Here is an 18,245-nt window from a genome sequence, read left to right as displayed (position 1 = left end):
TCACATATCTTTCACAATCCGGCCCCTTTCGTCAAATCAGGACATCGTCCGATCACGCTTTAACCGCCCCGCAGCGCAGAGACTCCTTGGCGCGAAGCCCTGCGAAGCTATATCCTCATCGGCGCGACGCGGAGAAAGCCGCAGGAAGGAGAGGAGCCCGGAAGGCCCCCTTCTTCGAGAGGCTTCGCGCAGCGCGCCTCAGGGCGCTTGGGGGAGGGCCGCGCAGATGTTCGCCGAGACGCTCATGCAGCCGCGTCGATTTCCCGCCGCCTCGGCGCGTGGGGAGGATCTGCGCGCCGCGCCCGCCCGCCTTCGCCGTCCGGCGCTCCCGCGCTCATGAACGGACGCCGTTTTCCCATCAGGAGGATCTTAAACATGCAGCGGATCTTCGCATCCTCTCTTGCGGGCGCGATTCTGCTCGCCTCGGCGGGAGGCGCCTTCGCCAAGGACACGCTGACCGCGGGCGAAGTGCTGGAGCCTCCGGGGCTCGACCCCACCGCCAACGCGGCCTCGGCCATCCGCCGGGTGACCTACGCCAACCTCTATGAGGGTCTGGTGCGCGTCGCCGAGGACGGATCGGTGCGGCCCGCCCTCGCGGAGAGCTGGGCGTGGTCGCCGGAGGATCTGGCTTACACGTTCAAGCTGCGCGAAGGCGTGAAGTTCCATGACGGCGCCCCCTTCGACTGCTCGGTGGTGAAGTTCTCCTATGAGCGCGCCGTGGCGCCGGAATCGGTCAACGCCCAAAAGGGCCTCTTCGAGCCCATCGAAAGCACCGAATGCCCCGATCCTCTGACGGCGGTGGTCAAGCTGAAGCGGGTCGCGCCGAATTTCCTCTTCGGCATGGGCTGGGGCGACGCGGTGATGATCTCGCCCGCCTCCGCAGAGACCAATAAGACCAATCCCGTCGGCACCGGCCCCTTCCGCTTCAAGCGCTGGGTGCAGGGCGACCGCGTGGAGCTGGAGCGCAATCCCGAATATTGGGGCGAGCCCGCGCGGCTTTCCGCCGTGACCTTTAAATTCATCAGCGATCCTTCGGCGGCGGCGGCGGCGGTCCTCTCCGGCGAAGTGGATTATTTCGGGCAATTCGAGGCCGCCGAGCTTCTCGACCGGCTGCGGGCGGATCCGAATCTCCATGTCGAGGTCGGTTCGACGACCGGCAAGGTCATGATGTCTCTGAACAACGCCCGCGCGCCCTTCAGCGACGTCCGGGTGCGGCGGGCCCTCGCCCACGCCATCGACCGCCCGAGCTTCGTCGAAGCCGTCGCCTCGGGCTACGGCCTGCCCATCGGCGCGCATCAGACTCCCGCGGAGCCGGGCTATGTGGATCTCAGCGAAACCTATCCTTACGATCCGGACAAGGCCCGCGCGCTGCTCGACGAGGCCGGGGTGAAGCCCGGAACGCGCTTCAGCATCGTGCTGCCGCCGCCCGCCTACGCCCGCCGGGGCGGAGAGGTGATCGCCGCCTATCTCGCCGAGGTGGGGCTTCAGGTCGAGCTCGTGCCGATGGAGTTCGCGCAATGGCTGGATCAGGTCTTCGCGCGCACCGATTACGACGCGACGATCATCGCCCACACCGAAGCCCGCGACCTCGACGTCTACGCCCGCGACTTCTATTATTACAACTATGTTAGCCCTGAATATAAAGAGCTTTATCAGAAATACGCCGGAACCGTGGACGACGAGGCCCGTCTGGAGCTTCTGGGCGAGCTTCAGCGCAAACTCGCCGAGGACGAGCCTAACGTCTATCTCTACGCTCTGCCGAAGATCAGCGTGTGGAATAAGAATCTGCAAGGCGTCTGGCGCAATCTGCCTCTGCCCGTCAACGACCTGACCAAGGTCCATTGGGCCGAGTAAGCATCCCCCCGAAGCGCCGGGGCCGAACTCCCGGCGCTTCGGCCTCCCTCGCAAGGCGGCGCAGAAGGAATCCCGCATGACGAGCTATGTGCTGGGGCGCCTCTTCGCGCTGCTTCTGACGACGCTGGCGGCCTCGCTGATCGTCTTTCTGCTGATGCAGATTCTGCCCGGAGATCCGGCGGCGGTGATGCTCGGGGTGAACGCCCAGCCGGAGACCCTCGCCGCCCTGCGGACCAAGCTCGGCCTCGATCAGCCGCTCTGGACGCGCTATCTCGACTGGATCGGCGGCTTCCCCTTCGGCGATTTCGGCGTGAGCCACACCTATTCCACCCCCATCAGCCAATTGCTGGCGCCGCGGATCATGGTGACTTTGCCGCTGGCGCTGCTCTCCATGGCGATCTCGGTCGGCGTGGCCTTGCCGGTGGGAGTCTATGCGGCCTCGCGGCGGGGAAAGCCCGGCGATTTCCTCAGCATGGGCGCGGCGCAGATCGGAGTCGCCATTCCGAATTTCTGGCTCGGGCTGCTGCTGATCCTCTTCTTCGCGCTGCATCTGCGCTGGCTGCCCGCCTCGGGATTCGCCGGATGGGAGGACGGGCTCTGGAGGGGCCTGCGCTCGCTGATCCTGCCCGCTCTGGCTCTGGGCTTGCCTCTGGCGGCGATCCTCGCCCGCGTGACGCGCTCGGCGGTGATCGAGGCCCTCGGCGAGGATTTCATCCGCACCGCCCGCGCCAAGGGCCTGACCTCGCGGGCGGCGCTCTGGCGGCACGCCACGCCCAACGCCTTGATTCCGGTGGCGACCATCGTCGGCATGCAGTTCTCCTTTCTGCTGGCGGGGACGATCATCATTGAAAACGTGTTCAATCTGCCGGGGGTGGGGCGGCTGATCTTCCAATCCATCGCGCAGCGCGACCTCGTGACGGTGCAATCCCTCGTGACGCTTCTGGCGGCCTGCGTGATCTTCGTGAATTTCCTCGTCGATCTGGCTTATGGCTGGCTGGATCCGCGCCTCGCGGCGGGGGGCGGCCGATGACCCTTGAGGAGGAGATTTCCGCCCCGCAGAGAGGGCGCGGCCTGCTGCGGGCGATCTTCAGGAGCCGCAATCTGACCATCGGGCTTTTCGTGCTGCTGCTGGCGATTGGGATGGCGGTCGTCTCGGAGTTCTGGACGCCCTATCCGCCCAACGCCCTGCGCATCCGCGACAAACTGCAAGGCCCGAGCCTCGCCCATTGGTTCGGCACCGATCATTTCGGCCGCGACGTCTTTTCGATGATCATGGCCGGAGCCCGCAATTCTCTTGAGGTGGCGCTGACGGCGGTGGCGGTCGGGATCGGGATCGGCGTTCCGCTGGGGGCTCTGGCGGCGGCGCGGGGCGGCTGGATCGACGGCTTCGTCATGCGGCTGACGGATCTGGCCTTCGCCTTTCCGGCTCTGCTGACGGCGGTGATCGTCACGGCGATCTTCGGGCCTTCCGCCGTCAACGCCATGATCGCCATCGGGATCTTCAACATCCCCGTCTTCGCCCGCGTGACGCGCGGCGCGGCCATGGGGCTCTGGAAGCGCGATTACGTGCTGGCGGCGCGCTGCGCGGGGCTCGGAGACGCGGCGATCACCTGGCGGCATATCCTGCCCAACGTCAATCATGTGCTGATCGTTCAGGCGACGATCCAATTCGCCTTGGCCGTGGTGGCGGAGGCGGGCCTTTCCTATGTCGGGCTTGGGGCGCAGCCGCCTCAGGCGAGTTGGGGCAAGATGCTCAGCGATTCCCAGACCTATATCTATAGCGCGGCGCATCTGGCGATTTTTCCCGGCCTTGCGATCACCATCACGGTTCTGGGGCTGAATCTGCTCGGCGACGGGCTGCGCGATCTGCTCGACCCCCGCGTGAGGCGCCAGAGATGAGCGCTCCCCTCCTCGAATTGGACGGCCTGACCGTGGCGCTCGGGACCGGCGGCGTGGAGCTTTTGTCCGGCCTCTCGCTGGTTCTGGAGCGCGGCGAGCGTCTGGGGCTGGTCGGAGAATCGGGCAGCGGAAAATCTCTGACCGCTCTGGCGATCATGGGGCTGCTGCCCGAGCAGATGCGGGTGAGCGGCGGACTCCGCTTCGCAGGCGACGACCTGCCCGCCCTGCCCGAAGAGCGGATGCGCCGTCTGCGAGGCCGCCGCATCGCCATGATCTTTCAGGAGCCCATGACCGCGCTGAACCCCGTCATGAGCATCGGCGCGCAGATCGCCGAGGGGCGGCGTCTGCATCTGGGCGAAAGCCGCGCCGAAGCCGAAGCGGTCGCGCGGCGTCTGCTGGATCGGGTGGGGCTGCCCGGCCCGCGCTTCGACCTCGGGCTTTATCCGCATCAGCTCTCCGGCGGACAGCGCCAGCGCGTGATGATCGCCATGGCGGCGGCCTGCGGACCGGATCTGCTCATCGCCGACGAGCCCACCACCGCCCTCGACGTGACGGTTCAGGCGCAGATCCTCGATCTGCTCGACGAGATCGTCGAGGAGACCGGCGCGGCGCTTTTGCTCATCACCCATGATCTCGGCGTGGTCTCGGAGACCGCCGACCGCATCGCGGTGATGTATGCGGGCCGCATCGTCGAGACCGGCGCCACGGAGGAGGTCTTCGCCCGCATGGCGCATCCCTATTCTCAGGGGCTCTTCGCGGCCTCGCCCTATGGGCTGGATCTGCGCCGCGCGCCGGGCGGGCCGCGTCCCCGGCTCAAGGCGATTCCGGGCATGGTCCCCGATCCCGCCCGCAGGCCCGCTCATTGCGTCTTCGCCGAGCGCTGCGGCTTCGTTCAGCCCGATTGTCTGAGGATCTCGCCCCGGCTGGCCCCGTTGGATTCGGGCGGCGCGCGCTGGCCGCATCTGGCCGCCTGTCTGCATCCCCGCGCGGGGGGGCTCGCGCCATGAGGACCGCCGCCCCCTTGCTGGAGGTCCGCGACCTCGTGCGGGAATATCCCCTCCCCCGCCCCTCGCTCTTCGCCCCGAGGCCGGTTCTGCGCGCCGTGCAGGGCGTCAGCCTGACTTTGCCCGCCGGAAGCAGCCTCGGAATCGTGGGGGAATCGGGCTGCGGGAAATCCACCCTCGCGCGCTGCGTCATGGGTCTGGAGCGCCCGCAGGAAGGCCAGGTCCTCATCGACGGAGAAGACATCTACGCTTTGAGCCGCGCCGGGCTGCGCCGCGCCCGCGTGAAGTTTCAGGCGGTGTTTCAGGATCCCTACGGCTCGCTGGACCCGCGCCACGACGTGCGCCGCATTCTGCTGGAGCCCCTCGCCAGCCTTCAGCCCGAGACCAGCCGCGCCGAGCGCGAAAGCCGCATTCTCGAAGCTCTGGAGGCCGTGGGCCTGCCCTCCGCCGCCGCCGGACGCTATCCGCATGAATTCTCCGGCGGCCAGCGCCAGAGAATCGCCATAGCCCGGGCGCTGATCACCCGTCCGGCGCTGATCGTGGCGGACGAGCCGGTTTCGGCGCTGGACGTCTCGATTCAGGCGCAGGCGCTGAATCTCATGATGGATTTGCAGGAACGTCTTGGATTGTCCTATCTCTTCATCAGCCATGATCTCGGCGTGGTGCGCGCGATCACGGATCGGGTGGCGGTGATGCAGGCGGGAAAGATCGTCGAGGAAGGCCCCACCCAAGAGGTCTTCGCCCATCCGCGCCACGCCTATACGCGCCGTCTGATCGGCTCCGCGCCTAAACCCTTCTCCGGACGCCGACGCCGCGCCCGCGCAGCTCAGGAGGCTCCCGCATGACCAATCCCGCCGATCTCTCCGCCGTGGAGCTTATCGCGGCCTATCGGAGCCGCAAGCTCTCGCCCGTCGAGGCTTTGGAGGCGGTTCTGAAGCGGGTCGAGGCCTCGGAGCCGCAGCTCAAGGCGCTCTGGGCCTATGATCCGCAAAGCGCCCGCGCCGCGGCCAAAGCTTCGGAGGCGCGTTGGTCGAAAGGCGAGCCCGCAGGCCCCATCGACGGAATCCCGACGACCCTCAAGGAAAACATCCCCACCAAGGGCCTCCCGACGCCGCTCGGCTGCGCGGCCGTCCCGCTGATCCCCGCCGCCGAAGACGCGCCCCCCGCCGCCCGCACCCGCGAATCCGGAGCCGTGATCTTCGCGAAAACCACCATGCCGGATCTCGGGATGCTCTCTTCGGGGCTGTCGAGCTTTCATGAACTGGCGCGCAATCCTTGGGATCTGCGGCTGAATCCGGGCGGCTCCAGCGCGGGCGCGGCGGCGGCGGCGGCGGCGGGCTATGGGCCTTTGCATGTCGGGACGGATCTCGGCGGCTCGATCCGTCTGCCCGCGGGCTGGTGCGGGCTGGTCGGGCTGAAGCCCTCCTTCGGACGGATTCCCGTGGATTCCCCCTTCATCGGCCGCGTGGCCGGACCCATGACCCGAACGGTGGCCGACGCCGCGCTTTATATGTCGGTCCTCGCGCGGCCGGATTCCCGCGATTCCCTCAGCCTGCCCTTCGCGGATCTCCCATGGACGGATCTGGAGGGGCTGAATCCCAAAACCCTGCGGATCGGCCTCTGGATGGAGCCGGGCTTTGGGCTGCCTTTAGATCCGGAGGTTCGGGCGGCGGTCGCGGCGGCGGCGCGGCTCTTCGCAGATGCTGGCGCGCAGGTGGAGCCTCTCGGCCCCTTCCTGACGCGCCCCATGATCGACGGGCTGGATAAATTCTGGCGCTCGCGCTCATGGGCCGCCGTGAAGCGTCTGCCGGAGGAGGGCCGCGCGAAGATCCTGCCTTACATCATGGCTTGGGTCGAGACGGCGCAGGACCTGAGCGGCGAAGAGGTTTATGCAGGCTTCGAGCAGACGGAGGCCATCCGAGAGGCCGCCCTCAAGGCCACGGAGGCCTTCGACTTCGTGATTTCGCCCACGGCGCCTAATCTTCCCTACGCCGCCGCCTCCGCCTCGCCCATCGACGACCCGCAAAAGCCTTTCGAGCATATCGCCTATACGGTGGCCTTCAATCTTTCGGCGCAGCCTTCGCTCTCGCTGAATTGCGGCTACGCGGAAAACGGCCTGCCCATCGGCTTGCAGATCACGGGGCGCCGTCTGGACGATCTCGGCGTTCTGCGTCTGGCGCGCTTGTTCGAAGAGCTGCGCCCGACGCAAAAGCCTTGGCCCGTTCTCGCCTGAAGGAGCGATCATGACCGAAGTCGAATGGGCGCGCCTGACCGCCCCGCAGTTGCGCGAGCTCGCGGCCCGGCCCGGAGCTCTGGCGATTCTGCCCGTGGGCTCTCTGGAGCAGCACGGCCCGCATCTGCCGGTGATCACCGACGCCGCCAGCGCGAGCGCGGCGGCGATCCGGGCGGCGCGGCTGGTCGCGGAGGAGATTCCCGTCGCGGTGCTGCCGGGGCTCTGGCTCGGCATGAGCGAGCATCATCTCCCCTTCGGCGGCACGATCAGCGTGGATTTCAAAGCCTACGCCGCCATGCTGGAGGGCGTCGCGCGTTCGCTGAAGGCTTTGGGCTTCGCGCGGCTGCTGATCGTCAACGGCCATGGCGGCAACGTCGATCCTCTGGCGGTGATCGTGCGGGAGCTGGCTCCGGCCTATGACCTCCCCATCGTCGCGACCACGCCTTGGTTTCTGGAGCCGGAGAAACTCGCGGCGATCTTCGACTCCGACAAAGGCCCTAAACACGCCTGCGAAGGCGAGACCTCGGTGATGATGGCCGTCGCGCCGGATCTCGTGCGGGAGGATCAGCTTGAGGAGGCCATGCGTCAGGCGCCTCCGGCGGTCCATGCCCCGGCGGGCTTCTCGCGCTTCTATTCTTTTTCCGAGCGCGCCCCGGTCACCGGGACCTGGGGCGATCCCCGGACGGCCAGCCCCGAAAAAGGCGAACGTTTTCTGGAGATTCAGGCGCAGGCCCTCGCGGCGGCGATCCGCGATCCCGCGCTCTGGACGCGCCCGGACCCCATTTGGCGGCCCGGACGCGGACAAGACTCCGCCAGCGGCCGCGTCGAATAAATCATGGGTGAAATCATGTCCTCCTCCCTTCTCCGCCCTCTCGACGGCTCCCATCGCCAGATGTTCATCGGCGGCGCATGGGTCGACGCCCTTTCGGGCGAAGTCTTCGAGACCCGCAACCCCGCCACCGGCGAGCTTCTGGCCACCGTCCCCGCCGGGTCCGCCGCCGACGTCGACCGCGCCGTGAAGGCCGCCCGCAAGGCGCTCGAAGGCCCGTGGAGCCGCTTCAAGCCCGCCGCGCGTCAGGCGCTTTTGCTGAAGGTCGCGGAGCTTTTCGAACAGCGCTGGGAGGAGATCGCCCTCTCCGACACGCTGGACATGGGCATGCCGATCACCCGCAGCCGGGCGAACCGCCATCGCGCGCTCGGGACTCTGCGCTTTTACGCGGGCATGGCCACGGCTCTGCATGGCGAGACCATTTCAGACTCCCTCCCGGTCGGCGAGCATTTCGCCTTCACCCGCAAAGAGCCCGTCGGGGTGGTGGGCGCGATCATCCCGTGGAACGGCCCGACGGCCTCGACGATCTGGAAGATCGGCCCGGCTCTGGCGACGGGCTGCGCGGTGGTGCTGAAGCCCTCCGAAGAGGCGCCTCTGACGCCCCTTCTGCTCGCCGAGATCATGGCCGAGGCGGGAGTCCCCGAAGGCGTGGTCAACGTCGTCACCGGGACGGGACAGGCGGCGGGCGCGCCTCTGGCCGAACATCCCGACGTGGATAAGGTGGTCTTCACGGGCTCCACCGCCACGGGTCAGAGCATCTTGCGGGCCTCGGCGGGGAATCTGAAGCGGGTCTCTCTGGAGCTGGGCGGCAAATCGCCGGTGATCCTCTGCGCGGACGCCGATCTGGAGCGCGCCGTTCCGGTGGCGGCCATGGCGGTCTTCGGCAATTCCGGACAAATCTGCATCGCGGGCTCGCGGCTTTTCGTGGCGCGCGAAATCCATGACGAATTCGTCGGGCGGCTGGCGAAATTCGCCGAGGGCCTGCGCGTGGGTCGGGGAATCGACCCCGAAACCGAAATCGGGCCTCTGATCTCGCGGCGCCAGATGGAGCGGGTCCTCGGTTATCTCGACAAGGGCCGCGCCGAGGGCGCGCGTCTGGAGGCGGGCGGCGGGCGGCTCTCGGAGGGCGGCCTCGCGGCGGGGAACTTCATCCAGCCGACCGTCTTCGCCGGAGTCGCCGACGAGATGACCATCGCCCGCGAAGAGATTTTCGGCCCGGTGATCTCGGCCATGCCCTTCGACGATCTCGAAGAAGTCGTCGCCCGCGCCAACGCCACGCCTTACGGCCTCGCGGCGGGGATCTTCACGCGCGACCTCTCGACGGCGCACCGGTTGGCCGCCCGGATCAAGGCGGGCTCGGTCTGGGTCAACACCTATCACGCCATAGACCCCGCTTTGCCCTTCGGCGGCTATAAGATGAGCGGCTTCGGGCGCGAGGGCGGCGTGGACCATCTTTACGAATATCTGAATACGAAAAGCGTCGTCATCCGGCTCGACTGACCGGAAGCTTAAGGAGACGTCATGCGGCTGAAAGGCGAAATCGCCCTCGTGACCGGCGGGGCTTCGGGATTCGGCGAAGGGATCGCCCGGAAATTCGTCGAGGAGGGGGCGCGGGTGGTCCTCATGGACCGCGACGGGCCGAAGCTGCGCGCCGTGGCGGAATCTCTGGGCGAGGCCGCCGCCCCTCTCGAAGCCGACGTGACGCAGGCCCGCGGCTTCCTTGAGGCCGTCGCTCTGGCGCAAGCGCGCTTCGGCGGGCTGAGCATCCTCGTGAACAACGCCGGGATCGGCCATGCGCCCCGCCCCATGGAGAGCCTCGAAGAGGCCGAATTCGACCGCATCATGGCCGTGAACGTGCGGGCGGTTTACCTCAGCGCGCGGGCGGCGGTTCCGGTCTTCAAGGCTCAGGGCTCCGGCGCGATCCTCAACATCGCCTCGACGGGCGGCGTCAGCCCGCGCCCGAACCTCACATGGTATAACGCCTCGAAGGGCTGGATGATCTCGGCCACGCAGGCCATGGCCGTGGAGCTGGCGCCCTTCGGGGTGCGGGTCAACGCGCTGAATCCCGTGGCGGGCGAGACGCCCCTCCTCAAGACCTTCATGGGCGAGGACACGCCGGAGATCCGGGCGAAGTTTCTGGCGAGCATCCCCATCGGGCGCTTCTCCACGCCGCAGGACATGGGCGCCGCCGCCGCCTTCCTCTGTTCGCAGGAGGCGAGCATGATCACCGGCGTGGCGCTGAACGTGGACGGAGGGCGCTGCATCTGAAGGGGCGGAGCCTCTCTGAAATCTTGAGGGAATTTAAACGCGGGGGCGGCATGTTTCCAAGGCGGCGCCGCGCCGGAGCCGCGCGATTCTCAACCGTTCAGAGAGATCGGCGTCCGCCATGTCCCGAATTCACGACCTTCCTGCGAGCCTCTCCTCTTCGCATCCGCGCAAGGGGCTTTCGTCATGAGCGCCGCGCAAAAATCTCCGGACGTCTGCATCGCGGGCATGGGCTATATCGGCCTGCCTCTGGCGGTGGTGATGGCCGAACAGGGCTTGCGGGTCCATGGCTATGATCTGAACGCCCGCCGCATCGCCACCTTGAGCAAAGGCGAGGCGCCTTTCGACGAGCCCGGCCTCCCCGACCGCCTGCGGGCCGTGGTCGAGTCCGGCGCGCTGAGCGTGAGCCTCGCGCCGGTCGCCGCCGCGCATTTCATCGTGGCCGTGCCGACGCCCGTCGCCGAGGGCCACGCCCCGGATATGAGCTATGTCGAGGCGGCCTGCCGCGCCATGGCCCCCTATGCCGCGGCGGATTCGACCTTCATCATCGAATCCACCTCGCCGGTGGGGACCACCGAATGGGCCCGCGACATCCTGCGCGAGATGCGGCCCGAGCTTTTCGGAAGCGTCTCCGGGCCTTCTTTCTGCTATTGCCCCGAACGGATCATTCCCGGCGCCATGATGCGCGAATTGACCGAAAACGACCGCGTCATGGGCGGGCTCGACGCCGAGGGCGCGCGGCGCGGCGCGGCGCTCTACGGGCGCTTCTGCAAAGGCGAGATCCATCAGACCACCGCCCGCGCGGCGGAGATGTGCAAACTCACCGAGAACGCCTTCCGGGATGTGAACATCGCCTTCGCCAATGAATTATCGATGGTCTGCGCTCGGGCGGGAGTCGATCCCTGGGAGGTGATCCGTCTGGCGAACCATCATCCGCGGGTGAAGATCCTTCAGCCCGGCGTGGGCGTGGGCGGCCATTGCATCGCGGTGGACCCTTGGTTCATCATCAAGGCCTGGCCGGAGCTGACGCCGCTCATGGCTTCGGCGCGGCGGGTGAACCTCGACAAGACCCGCTGGACCATCGACCGCATCGAGGAGACCATCGCCTCGGCGCCGACGGGAGCGCGCATCGCCTGTTTCGGCCTCGCCTATAAGCCCGACATCGGCGATCTGCGCGAAAGCCCCGCTCTGGAGATCGCTCTCCATCTGACGCGGGCGCATCCGGGCCGGGTGGTCTGCGTCGAGCCCCATCTCGAAGCTCAGGACCGCGCCCCGCTGGAGGCTCAGGGCCTGCGCTTCGTCGAGCAGGCCGAGGGCGAGGCGGCGGAGCTTCGGGTGGTGCTGGTGCCGCACAGGGCCTTCGCCCAGATCGAGGCCGAAGAAGCCGCGCGTCCGGTGATCGCCTTCCACCGGGCGGGCTGAGACGCCTCTCAGCGCAAACGCAAACCCAGATAGGTCCGGTCGTCGGCCGGGCCTTCCGGGGTCGAGCCTTTCGTGCTGGCGTAGGCGCCGAGCCTATGCGGATCCTCCGCTTCGACGCGCCGCGCGGCCGCCTCCCAAGCCGCGAGACCGAAGCCTTCGCCGAGGGCGAAATATCCGTCGGTGAACAGCTCCAGCGTCCCGATCTCCGCCAGAGCCCAACTGCGCGCCTCGATGAAGCGCCCGGGAACCGGAGCGCCGTTCAGCGCGCCATAGCCGAGAACCCGCCCCGCCTGATTGAGGAAGCGGTCTTGTCCATGGGCGATTCCTCCGGCGATCAGCTCCGCGAACTCCGTATCTGGAATCTGCGGCCAGAGCCGCGCGCGCTTCGCCCAAAGCCTCGCCGAGACATGGGCCAGCAGATCCGGATCAGAGGTCGGAGACCCCGCCTCCTGATGCGCGAGGCCGCCGTGAACCATGCGCCGGGCGAGGGCGTCGCAGGCTTCGGGCTTGAGGCCCCGCGCTTCGAACCAGCGCCAAGCCTCGCGGCGCAGCAGGGCCGTGACGGAATCCAGAGGCTTGGGAAAGAGCAGCGCCTCCCCGCCGTCGACCCGCGCGCCGCAATCTCCCAGCGCGACGAACTCCAGCCGCTCCCCGACCTGCAACGCCGCCGCGAAGGCGCAGCCGCCCCGCAGACGCGCATCCGCCGCGACCGCCTCCGCGACGCCTGCGGCGGCGTATGCGGCCTCCACCTCTTCGGAGAGGCGGCGGACCAAATCCTCGGCTCCCGCGAACCAGCCGCCCGCCGAACTTGGCCCGCCTGAATCCTCCGCGAAGAACCGCAGGAAGGCCCTCCGCACGGCCTGAGCGACGAAAAGCCCCGTCGCCGCGCCGCCGATCCGCGCGCCCGTGCGGTCGGAGACGCCGTCGATCACGACATAGCCCCGGCCGGGAACGATCAGAAAGGCGTCTTCATTGGCCTCCGGCCGCGCGAGCAGCTTGCCTTGCGAAAAGGCCTCACAGGCGATCATGGCTCATCTCCCTCTTCCCGGCTCATTCTCGGCGGCGCGGCGGAGCTTCGGCAAGCGCGAAACTCGACAAGGCGGCGCGGATTGGACATAGGGGAGACTGAAGGAGCCTTCGGGCTCCGTCCATGCGCCGCCCGGCGCGACCGGAAAGGAAGTCTCCCATGAACGCGGAAGCCGTCATGCCTCTGGAGGCGCTTCAGGCGCTGGTCGAAGAGATCCTCCGCAAGGCGGGCGCGAGCCCTCAGGCGGCGGGCGCCGTCGCGCGCACCATCGTGGCGGGCGAAAGAGACGGCTGCGCCTCGCATGGGGTCTATCGGCTCGAAGGCTGCCTGCGCACCATCAAGGCGGGCAAAGTCGATCCCCGCGCCGAGCCGAGCCTTTCGGACGACGGATCGGCGGTGCTGCGCGTGGCGGCGAAGGGCGGCTTCTCCGGCCCGGCTTTCGAGCTGGGCGCTCCGGTTCTGGCGGAGCGCGCGCGGAAGCTGGGTCTGGCGGCTCTGGTCGTCAACGACTGCACGCATTTTTCCGCGCTCTGGCCGGAGGTGGAGGTTCTGACCGACATGGGCCTTGCGGCTCTGGCGCTGTGCCCGAGCTACGCCGTGGTCGCCCCGACCGGAGGAATCAGCCCGCTTCTGGGAACCAATCCTCTGGCCTTCGGCTGGCCCCGCCGCGAGGCCCCGCCCTATGTCTTCGACTTCGCCACTTCGGCGGCGGCGCGCGGCGAGATCGAATTGCGCCGCCGGGCGGGCGAGACTCTGCCCGAGGGCTGGGCTCTGGACGCGGAGGGCGCGCCCACCACGGATCCTGAGCAGGCTCTGGCGGGCGCCATGCTGCCTTTCGGCGGCCATAAGGGCTCGGCTTTGGCGACCATGATCGAATTGCTGGCCGGAACGATGATCGGCGACCGCACCAGCGCCGAGGCTCTGGAGCATCTGGGCGCGACGAGCCTCGCGCCGCAGCATGGCGAATTGATCCTCGCCTTTGATCCGGAGCGCTTCGCGGCGGGGCGTCCCGGAAATCCCTTCGACCGGGCGGAGATCCTCTTCGACGCCATCCTCGGGCAAGGCGCGCGCCTGCCTTCTCAGCGGCGCTTCACGGCGCGGGCGAAGACCCTCGCGGCGGGGGGCCTGCGCCTCTCCGCGCAGGAGGCCGCCCGGCTGGAGCGCATGCGCGCGCTCGGGCTGGCGGCGGTGGATTGACCCGCTGCGGCGAAACGCCCTGAGCGCGCCCCGATCTTCTCAAAGCCTTCTGAAGCGGCTATCCTCGCCGCAAGGGGGAAAGATGCGATCTCGGCGCGGCCATGTCTCAACCATCAGAGAAGTCGGATCGGCGCTCGCCGTTCTGGCGGTCTGGCTGTTGGTTCTGCTCGCGCCCTTGCATCAGACCTCCAGCCTCATGCGGGATCTGGCGGCGCGCGGCTATGAGCCCGCGGCGGTCTGGAGCCTCTGCAATCCGACCGACTCCGGGACCAGCGATCAGGATCAGGCGACGGTCCTCTGTCCTTTGCAGGGAATCGGCAAAGCCGGACTCCTCCCCGGCTCGGCCGAGACGGCGAAGGCGGAGCTCCTTCCAGCCGCGCATCTGGTTTGGGATCAAATCAGAGCGCGCCCGCCCAACGCCCGCCCGCCTTACGCCCTCGCCCAACCGCGCGCGCCTCCCGCCTTCTCCTGAGGCCTGCGCCCACGCCGCGCTCCGGCTGAGCAGCCGCTCCGCGCGATTTTTCGGCGTCCTCCTTTCGACGCCCGCTTTTCAGCTTCGCCGCCAGAGCCGCGCCCTTCACAGGCGCCCCGGTCGATCCGCCCGCTTCCTTCCCTGACGAAGGCGGGATCCCGCTCCGCGAGCTTCTCCGCAGGCCCTCCCAAATCCTCCGACAAAGCCGCCCCTGAGTTCGGGCGCGGCTCGCCCCTTGCATCTTCCCCCTCAAAGACGCGCAGGTCAGGATTCCAGCCCTATGCGGAGATCCCTTCCCAATCCCGCCCCCTCCGGAGCGCTCAGATGAGCCGCGCGGCGGAAGCGCGCGCCCTGCGCCGGGATGTCGGCCGCGCTTTGGCGCTGCTGGCGCTCTGGCTTTTGGTTCTGCTCGCGCCTTTGCATCAGGTTTCGCGGCTGGGGGGCGAGCTGCGCCTCGCCGGAGTGCGCGGCCTCTCGGACTGGACGCTCTGTCTGCCCGACGGAACGCCGGTGGAGGACGGCGCTTCGCCGATCTTCTGCCCGGCTCAGGCCTTCGCCCATGCGCTGGCCGCGCCGCCTGACGTCACGGGCCTTCGCCCCGATCCGCTCCCGATTCCGATCCGGGAGCTTCCGTCTCTCTCAAAGCCCGCGCCGCGCCTCCGGCCTCGCGGGAGGAAACGAGCGCGCGCGCCGCCTCTCCGGGCGCGATCTCCCGAATTTCCTGTCCATTCCATAGAGAGACGTCAACATGATCCGCAATTGCGTGAAATCCGCCTTCGCCTTCTCCCTTTTGGCCGCCGTCGCCGCTCCGGCCATGGCCCATGTGACCCTTGAGCAGAGCGAAGCCGCCGCCGGCTCGACTTATCGCGCGGTGGTGCGCGTGCCCCATGGCTGCGGCCATGAGGCCACCCAGACGCTGCGCGTCCAGATTCCTCAGGGCTTCGTCAATGTGAAGCCCATGCCTCTGGCGGGCTGGTCTCTGGAGACCGTGAACGGCGCCTATGACGCCCCCGTGACCCATCGCGAGGCTCAGCTGACGGAGGGCGTCCGGGAGATCGTTTGGTCGGGCGGGAATTTGCCGGACGAATGGTATGGCGAATTCGTCTTCCGGGGCGCCTTCGCCACGGAGCTCGAAGCGGGCGCGACCGTCTATTTCCCGGTGGTGCAGGAATGCGCGAACGGCGAAGAGGCGTGGATCGACACGGACGGCGGCGAGGGCTCCCCGGCGCCGGGCGTGAAGCTGACTCCCGCCGCCGCCTCGGCGCATTGAGCCGGCTCCGATCCCCGGAGGGCGGCGCAAGCCGCCCTCCACCCAGACCGGAGGCTCCTTCATGCGCTCTGCTGTTCTTTCGGCCCTGCGACGACGGCTTTTCAGCGGGCTTCTGCTGCTGGCCTGCGCCCTTGCGCCCGCCGCCGCTCAGGCCCACGCCATGCTGCTCGCGACCTCGCCCGCGGATGAGGCGCTTTTGCGAACGCCCCCCGCTCATCTGACTCTGACCTTCAACGAGCCGGTGCGCCCGCTGTCTCTGCGTCTGATCGGCCCCGAGGGCGCGGCGCTCGATCTGACCGCCGAGGCTTCAGGCGGCTTGGAGCTGCGGATTCCCTTCCCTCAGGAGCGGAGCGGCACGCAGATTCTGAACTGGCGCGTGGTCTCCGAGGACGGCCATCCCATCGCGGGCGCTTTGCTCTTCTCGGTGGGCGAGGTTACGGGAGCGGCCTCAGGCGTGCGGGAGGCCGTCCAAAGCGGCCCGATCCTGCGCGGCGCGATCTGGGCGGCGCGGGCGCTTATGCTGATCGGCCTGACGCTCGGAATCGGCGGAGCCTTGTTCCGCGCCTTCGCGGGGCTTCCGCCCGAAGCCGAGGCCCCGATCCGCCTGCTGATTCCGCTCGGCATGGCGGCTTCGGCGGCTTTCCTCGGGCTGCATGGTCTGGACGCTCTCGGCTTGGACCTCTCCGCTTTGGCGAGCCCCGCGCCTTGGGCGGCGGGCTGGTCCACCAGCTTCGGCCCGACCGTCGCGCTGGCGATCCTCGCCGGAGCCGTCGCCCTCGCCGGAGCGCGTCGGCCCGCCGCCGGATGGCTCGCGGCGGGGCTTCTGGCCCTCGGATTCGCCGCCAGCGGACATGCCGCCGCCGCCGCGCCTCAGGCTTTGACCCGGCCTCTGGTGGCGGGCCATGCTCTGGCTCTGACCTTCTGGCTCGGCGCCTTGATTCCGCTGGCGCTCTGGATGAAGCGGGCGGACGGCGCGGCGGCGCTCAGGCGCTTCTCGCGCGCGATTCCTTGGGCCGTGGTTCTTTTGGGCGGAACGGGCTTCGGCCTCGCGGCGATCCAGCTTGGTCCGAATCCGGCGCTCTGGCCCTCGCCTTACGGATCGATCCTCGCGGCGAAGCTGGCGCTTCTGGCGCTGGTCTTCGCTCTGGCGGCCTATAACCGCCTCGCGCTGACGAAACCCGCCCTCGCGGGCGAGGCTCAGGCCGCCGCCCGCCTCGGACGCTCGATCCGCATGGAGACGGGCCTCGTGCTGCTCGTGCTGGCTCTGGCGGCGGGCTGGCGCTTCACGCCTCCGCCGCGCGCTCTGGCGGATTTGGCGGCGGCCCCCGCGCCCGCCGTCACGACGCATTTCGGCACCGGCGAGGCCATGGCGGACGTGACCTTCACGCCCGGAGGCCCCGGCCGGATCCGCGTCGAGATCCTCCCCTATGACGGCGAGATGCTCCCCAGCGAGCCCATGGCCGTCACGCTGGGCCTCGCGCATGAGGGCCATGGACTCAACCGCCGGACATGGACCGCCCTGCGCGGCGAAGACGGCGTCTGGAGGGTTGAAAAGCTGCTTCTGCCGCATCGCGGAGTTTGGGCGCTGGATCTGGAGATCCGCCTCACCCGCTTCAAACGCGTCCGCATCGCGGGCGAAATCGCCATTCCCTGAAGGAAGACCCTGATGAAAACCTTGTTCTTGTCCCTGACCCTCCTCCTCGCCGCGCCCGCCTTCGCGCAGGAGGCCGGCCATGCGCATGCTCCCGCCGCGCTGGAGACCTCCGGCGCCTTCATCCGCGCGACCCTGCCGCGGGCTCCGGTGGGCGGCGCCTATCTGACCATCGTCAACTCCGGCCCGGAGGACGACCGGCTGCTGGCGGTGACGTCGCCCGTGGGCGCCTTCGCCGCGATCCATGAAATGGCGCATGCGGATGGCGTGATGTCCATGCGCCCCCTGCCGGAGGGCCTGCCCATCCCCGCCGGAGAAACCGTCTCCCTCAAGCCGGGCGGCTATCACATCATGATCGAGGGCCTGACCGCCCCGCTCGTCGAAGGGGAGACTCTGGATCTGACTCTGACCTTCGAAAAGGCGGGCGAAATCCCCGTCTCCTTCGACATCCTCGCCATCAACGCCCGCAGCCATCCGGCCGCCGCCGCCCCGGCGCATGAAGGAGGCCATGGCCATGACTAAATCCGGCGGGACGGCTCTGCGCGGCCTGAGGCTCGCGCTTTGGGGCTTCGTGCTGGCGGCGGGTCTGGCCGTCTCCTGGTTCTTCGTCGCCGGAGGAGGCGCGCCGCGCCCGCCTTCTCTGGCCGACGAGATCGGACAGGGCGATTATCGGCTGACGACCACCGCGGGCGAGCCCTTCACGCGGGAGACTCTGCGCGGCGAGCCCTCTCTGGTGTTCTTCGGCTTCACCCATTGCCCGGACGTCTGCCCGACCACCCTCGCCGACATCGCCGATTGGCAGGAGATCGCGGGCGTGAAGATCCGCACCTTCTTCATCACCGTGGATCCCGAACGCGACAGCCTCGAAGCCCTCGCCGATTACGTGAGCTGGCTGCCCGGCGCTCTGGGCGTCGGCGGAAGCCCGGAGGCGGTGGCCGAGGCGCTCGGGGATTTCAAGATCATCGCCTCGCGCAGGCCCCTCGGAGGAGGAGACTACACCATGGACCACAGCGCCTATGTGATGCTCTTCGACAAGGAAGGGCGCTATAATCGGATCTTCAGCTATCAAACGGATTCCGAGAAGGCCGCCGAGGGCCTGCGCCGGATCGTGGGAGGGTGAAG

At 68.5% G+C, this 18,245-nt stretch carries 17 protein-coding genes; 16 read left to right on the top strand and 1 reads right to left on the bottom strand.

Going from position 1 to position 18,245, the window contains the following annotated elements:
- Positions 1-375: 375 nt before the first annotated feature.
- The 10 genes from B161_RS0113430 to B161_RS0113385 all read left to right on the top strand — a co-directional run bounded on the left by B161_RS0113430 (position 376) and on the right by B161_RS0113385 (position 11,506).
- On the top strand, positions 376-1,854 hold the full coding sequence (locus tag B161_RS0113430) for an ABC transporter substrate-binding protein (protein ID WP_018633957.1): 1,479 nt from the start codon (positions 376-378) through the stop codon (positions 1,852-1,854).
- A gap of 76 nt (positions 1,855-1,930) precedes the next feature.
- Positions 1,931-2,884 (top strand): ABC transporter permease, encoded by a 954-nt coding sequence (locus tag B161_RS0113425; RefSeq protein WP_018633956.1) that lies wholly within the window; start codon positions 1,931-1,933, stop codon positions 2,882-2,884.
- On the top strand, positions 2,881-3,753 hold the full coding sequence (locus tag B161_RS0113420; RefSeq protein WP_018633955.1) for an ABC transporter permease: 873 nt from the start codon (positions 2,881-2,883) through the stop codon (positions 3,751-3,753). Before B161_RS0113425 ends, B161_RS0113420 begins: the two co-directional genes overlap by 4 nt.
- Positions 3,750-4,760: an ABC transporter ATP-binding protein gene (locus B161_RS0113415; protein WP_018633954.1), complete on the top strand. Its 1,011-nt coding sequence runs from the start codon at positions 3,750-3,752 to the stop codon at positions 4,758-4,760. Before B161_RS0113420 ends, B161_RS0113415 begins: the two co-directional genes overlap by 4 nt.
- A complete protein-coding gene (locus B161_RS0113410; protein ID WP_018633953.1) occupies positions 4,757-5,602 on the top strand; it encodes an ATP-binding cassette domain-containing protein in 846 nt (281 codons plus the stop codon). The genes B161_RS0113415 and B161_RS0113410 overlap by 4 nt, the downstream gene beginning before the upstream one ends.
- Positions 5,599-6,990, top strand: a complete 1,392-nt coding sequence (locus B161_RS0113405) for an amidase (protein WP_018633952.1) — start codon at positions 5,599-5,601, stop codon at positions 6,988-6,990. The genes B161_RS0113410 and B161_RS0113405 overlap by 4 nt, the downstream gene beginning before the upstream one ends.
- A 10-nt stretch (positions 6,991-7,000) precedes the next feature.
- On the top strand, positions 7,001-7,822 hold the full coding sequence (locus B161_RS0113400; protein ID WP_018633951.1) for a creatininase family protein: 822 nt from the start codon (positions 7,001-7,003) through the stop codon (positions 7,820-7,822).
- Between the two features lie 15 nt (positions 7,823-7,837).
- Positions 7,838-9,319, top strand: a complete 1,482-nt coding sequence (locus B161_RS0113395; RefSeq protein WP_018633950.1) for an aldehyde dehydrogenase family protein — start codon at positions 7,838-7,840, stop codon at positions 9,317-9,319.
- 21 nt (positions 9,320-9,340) lie between these two features.
- On the top strand, positions 9,341-10,087 hold the full coding sequence (locus tag B161_RS0113390) for a glucose 1-dehydrogenase (RefSeq protein ID WP_018633949.1): 747 nt from the start codon (positions 9,341-9,343) through the stop codon (positions 10,085-10,087).
- 183 nt (positions 10,088-10,270) lie between these two features.
- Positions 10,271-11,506 (top strand): nucleotide sugar dehydrogenase, encoded by a 1,236-nt coding sequence (locus B161_RS0113385; protein ID WP_018633948.1) that lies wholly within the window; start codon positions 10,271-10,273, stop codon positions 11,504-11,506.
- Between the two features lie 8 nt (positions 11,507-11,514).
- On the opposite strand, the gene B161_RS19460 is transcribed toward B161_RS0113385, so the two are convergent.
- The gene (locus B161_RS19460) at positions 11,515-12,534 is read right to left on the bottom strand and encodes a hypothetical protein (RefSeq protein WP_018633947.1); all 1,020 of its coding nucleotides are present in this window, start codon (positions 12,532-12,534) and stop codon (positions 11,515-11,517) included.
- 158 nt (positions 12,535-12,692) lie between these two features.
- Here B161_RS19460 and B161_RS0113375 point away from each other — a divergent pair, with 158 nt between their 5' ends.
- From B161_RS0113375 to B161_RS0113345, 6 genes are all read left to right on the top strand, one after another.
- The gene (locus B161_RS0113375) at positions 12,693-13,730 is read left to right on the top strand and encodes an Ldh family oxidoreductase (RefSeq protein ID WP_018633946.1); all 1,038 of its coding nucleotides are present in this window, start codon (positions 12,693-12,695) and stop codon (positions 13,728-13,730) included.
- Between the two features lie 82 nt (positions 13,731-13,812).
- Positions 13,813-14,202, top strand: coding sequence for a hypothetical protein (locus B161_RS0113370; protein ID WP_018633945.1), 390 nt, complete (start codon positions 13,813-13,815; stop codon positions 14,200-14,202).
- A gap of 748 nt (positions 14,203-14,950) precedes the next feature.
- Positions 14,951-15,472 (top strand): YcnI family copper-binding membrane protein, encoded by a 522-nt coding sequence (locus tag B161_RS0113360; RefSeq protein ID WP_018633943.1) that lies wholly within the window; start codon positions 14,951-14,953, stop codon positions 15,470-15,472.
- Positions 15,473-15,533: 61 nt separating this feature from the next.
- Positions 15,534-17,126: a copper resistance CopC/CopD family protein gene (locus tag B161_RS18080; protein WP_018633942.1), complete on the top strand. Its 1,593-nt coding sequence runs from the start codon at positions 15,534-15,536 to the stop codon at positions 17,124-17,126.
- Between the two features lie 12 nt (positions 17,127-17,138).
- Positions 17,139-17,645 carry a copper chaperone PCu(A)C gene (locus B161_RS0113350; protein WP_018633941.1) on the top strand — a complete coding sequence of 169 codons (507 nt, stop codon included), beginning with the start codon at positions 17,139-17,141 and terminating at the stop codon, positions 17,643-17,645.
- On the top strand, positions 17,638-18,243 hold the full coding sequence (locus tag B161_RS0113345; RefSeq protein WP_240471624.1) for an SCO family protein: 606 nt from the start codon (positions 17,638-17,640) through the stop codon (positions 18,241-18,243). Before B161_RS0113350 ends, B161_RS0113345 begins: the two co-directional genes overlap by 8 nt.
- Positions 18,244-18,245 lie beyond the last annotated feature (2 nt).

It is taken from the genome of Neomegalonema perideroedes DSM 15528 (assembly GCF_000374145.1).
GTDB classification, from domain to species: Bacteria; Pseudomonadota; Alphaproteobacteria; order Rhodobacterales; family Rhodobacteraceae; genus Neomegalonema; species Neomegalonema perideroedes.
This window is presented reverse-complemented; position numbering and strand designations above follow the sequence as displayed.

Excerpts from the sequence above, each read along its gene's own strand:
- B161_RS0113430 (WP_018633957.1), top strand. The coding sequence starts at position 376 with ATGCAGCGGATCTTCGCATCCTCTCTTGCGGGCGCGATTCTGCTCGCC.
- B161_RS0113425 (WP_018633956.1), top strand. The coding sequence starts at position 1,931 with ATGACGAGCTATGTGCTGGGGCGCCTCTTCGCGCTGCTTCTGACGACG.
- B161_RS0113420 (WP_018633955.1), top strand. The coding sequence starts at position 2,881 with ATGACCCTTGAGGAGGAGATTTCCGCCCCGCAGAGAGGGCGCGGCCTG.
- B161_RS0113415 (WP_018633954.1), top strand. The coding sequence starts at position 3,750 with ATGAGCGCTCCCCTCCTCGAATTGGACGGCCTGACCGTGGCGCTCGGG.
- B161_RS0113410 (WP_018633953.1), top strand. The coding sequence starts at position 4,757 with ATGAGGACCGCCGCCCCCTTGCTGGAGGTCCGCGACCTCGTGCGGGAA.
- B161_RS0113405 (WP_018633952.1), top strand. The coding sequence starts at position 5,599 with ATGACCAATCCCGCCGATCTCTCCGCCGTGGAGCTTATCGCGGCCTAT.
- B161_RS0113400 (WP_018633951.1), top strand. The coding sequence starts at position 7,001 with ATGACCGAAGTCGAATGGGCGCGCCTGACCGCCCCGCAGTTGCGCGAG.
- B161_RS0113395 (WP_018633950.1), top strand. The coding sequence starts at position 7,838 with ATGTCCTCCTCCCTTCTCCGCCCTCTCGACGGCTCCCATCGCCAGATG.
- B161_RS0113390 (WP_018633949.1), top strand. The coding sequence starts at position 9,341 with ATGCGGCTGAAAGGCGAAATCGCCCTCGTGACCGGCGGGGCTTCGGGA.
- B161_RS0113385 (WP_018633948.1), top strand. The coding sequence starts at position 10,271 with ATGAGCGCCGCGCAAAAATCTCCGGACGTCTGCATCGCGGGCATGGGC.
- B161_RS19460 (WP_018633947.1), bottom strand. The coding sequence starts at position 12,534 with ATGATCGCCTGTGAGGCCTTTTCGCAAGGCAAGCTGCTCGCGCGGCCG.
- B161_RS0113375 (WP_018633946.1), top strand. The coding sequence starts at position 12,693 with ATGAACGCGGAAGCCGTCATGCCTCTGGAGGCGCTTCAGGCGCTGGTC.
- B161_RS0113370 (WP_018633945.1), top strand. The coding sequence starts at position 13,813 with ATGCGATCTCGGCGCGGCCATGTCTCAACCATCAGAGAAGTCGGATCG.
- B161_RS0113360 (WP_018633943.1), top strand. The coding sequence starts at position 14,951 with ATGATCCGCAATTGCGTGAAATCCGCCTTCGCCTTCTCCCTTTTGGCC.
- B161_RS18080 (WP_018633942.1), top strand. The coding sequence starts at position 15,534 with ATGCGCTCTGCTGTTCTTTCGGCCCTGCGACGACGGCTTTTCAGCGGG.
- B161_RS0113350 (WP_018633941.1), top strand. The coding sequence starts at position 17,139 with ATGAAAACCTTGTTCTTGTCCCTGACCCTCCTCCTCGCCGCGCCCGCC.
- B161_RS0113345 (WP_240471624.1), top strand. The coding sequence starts at position 17,638 with ATGACTAAATCCGGCGGGACGGCTCTGCGCGGCCTGAGGCTCGCGCTT.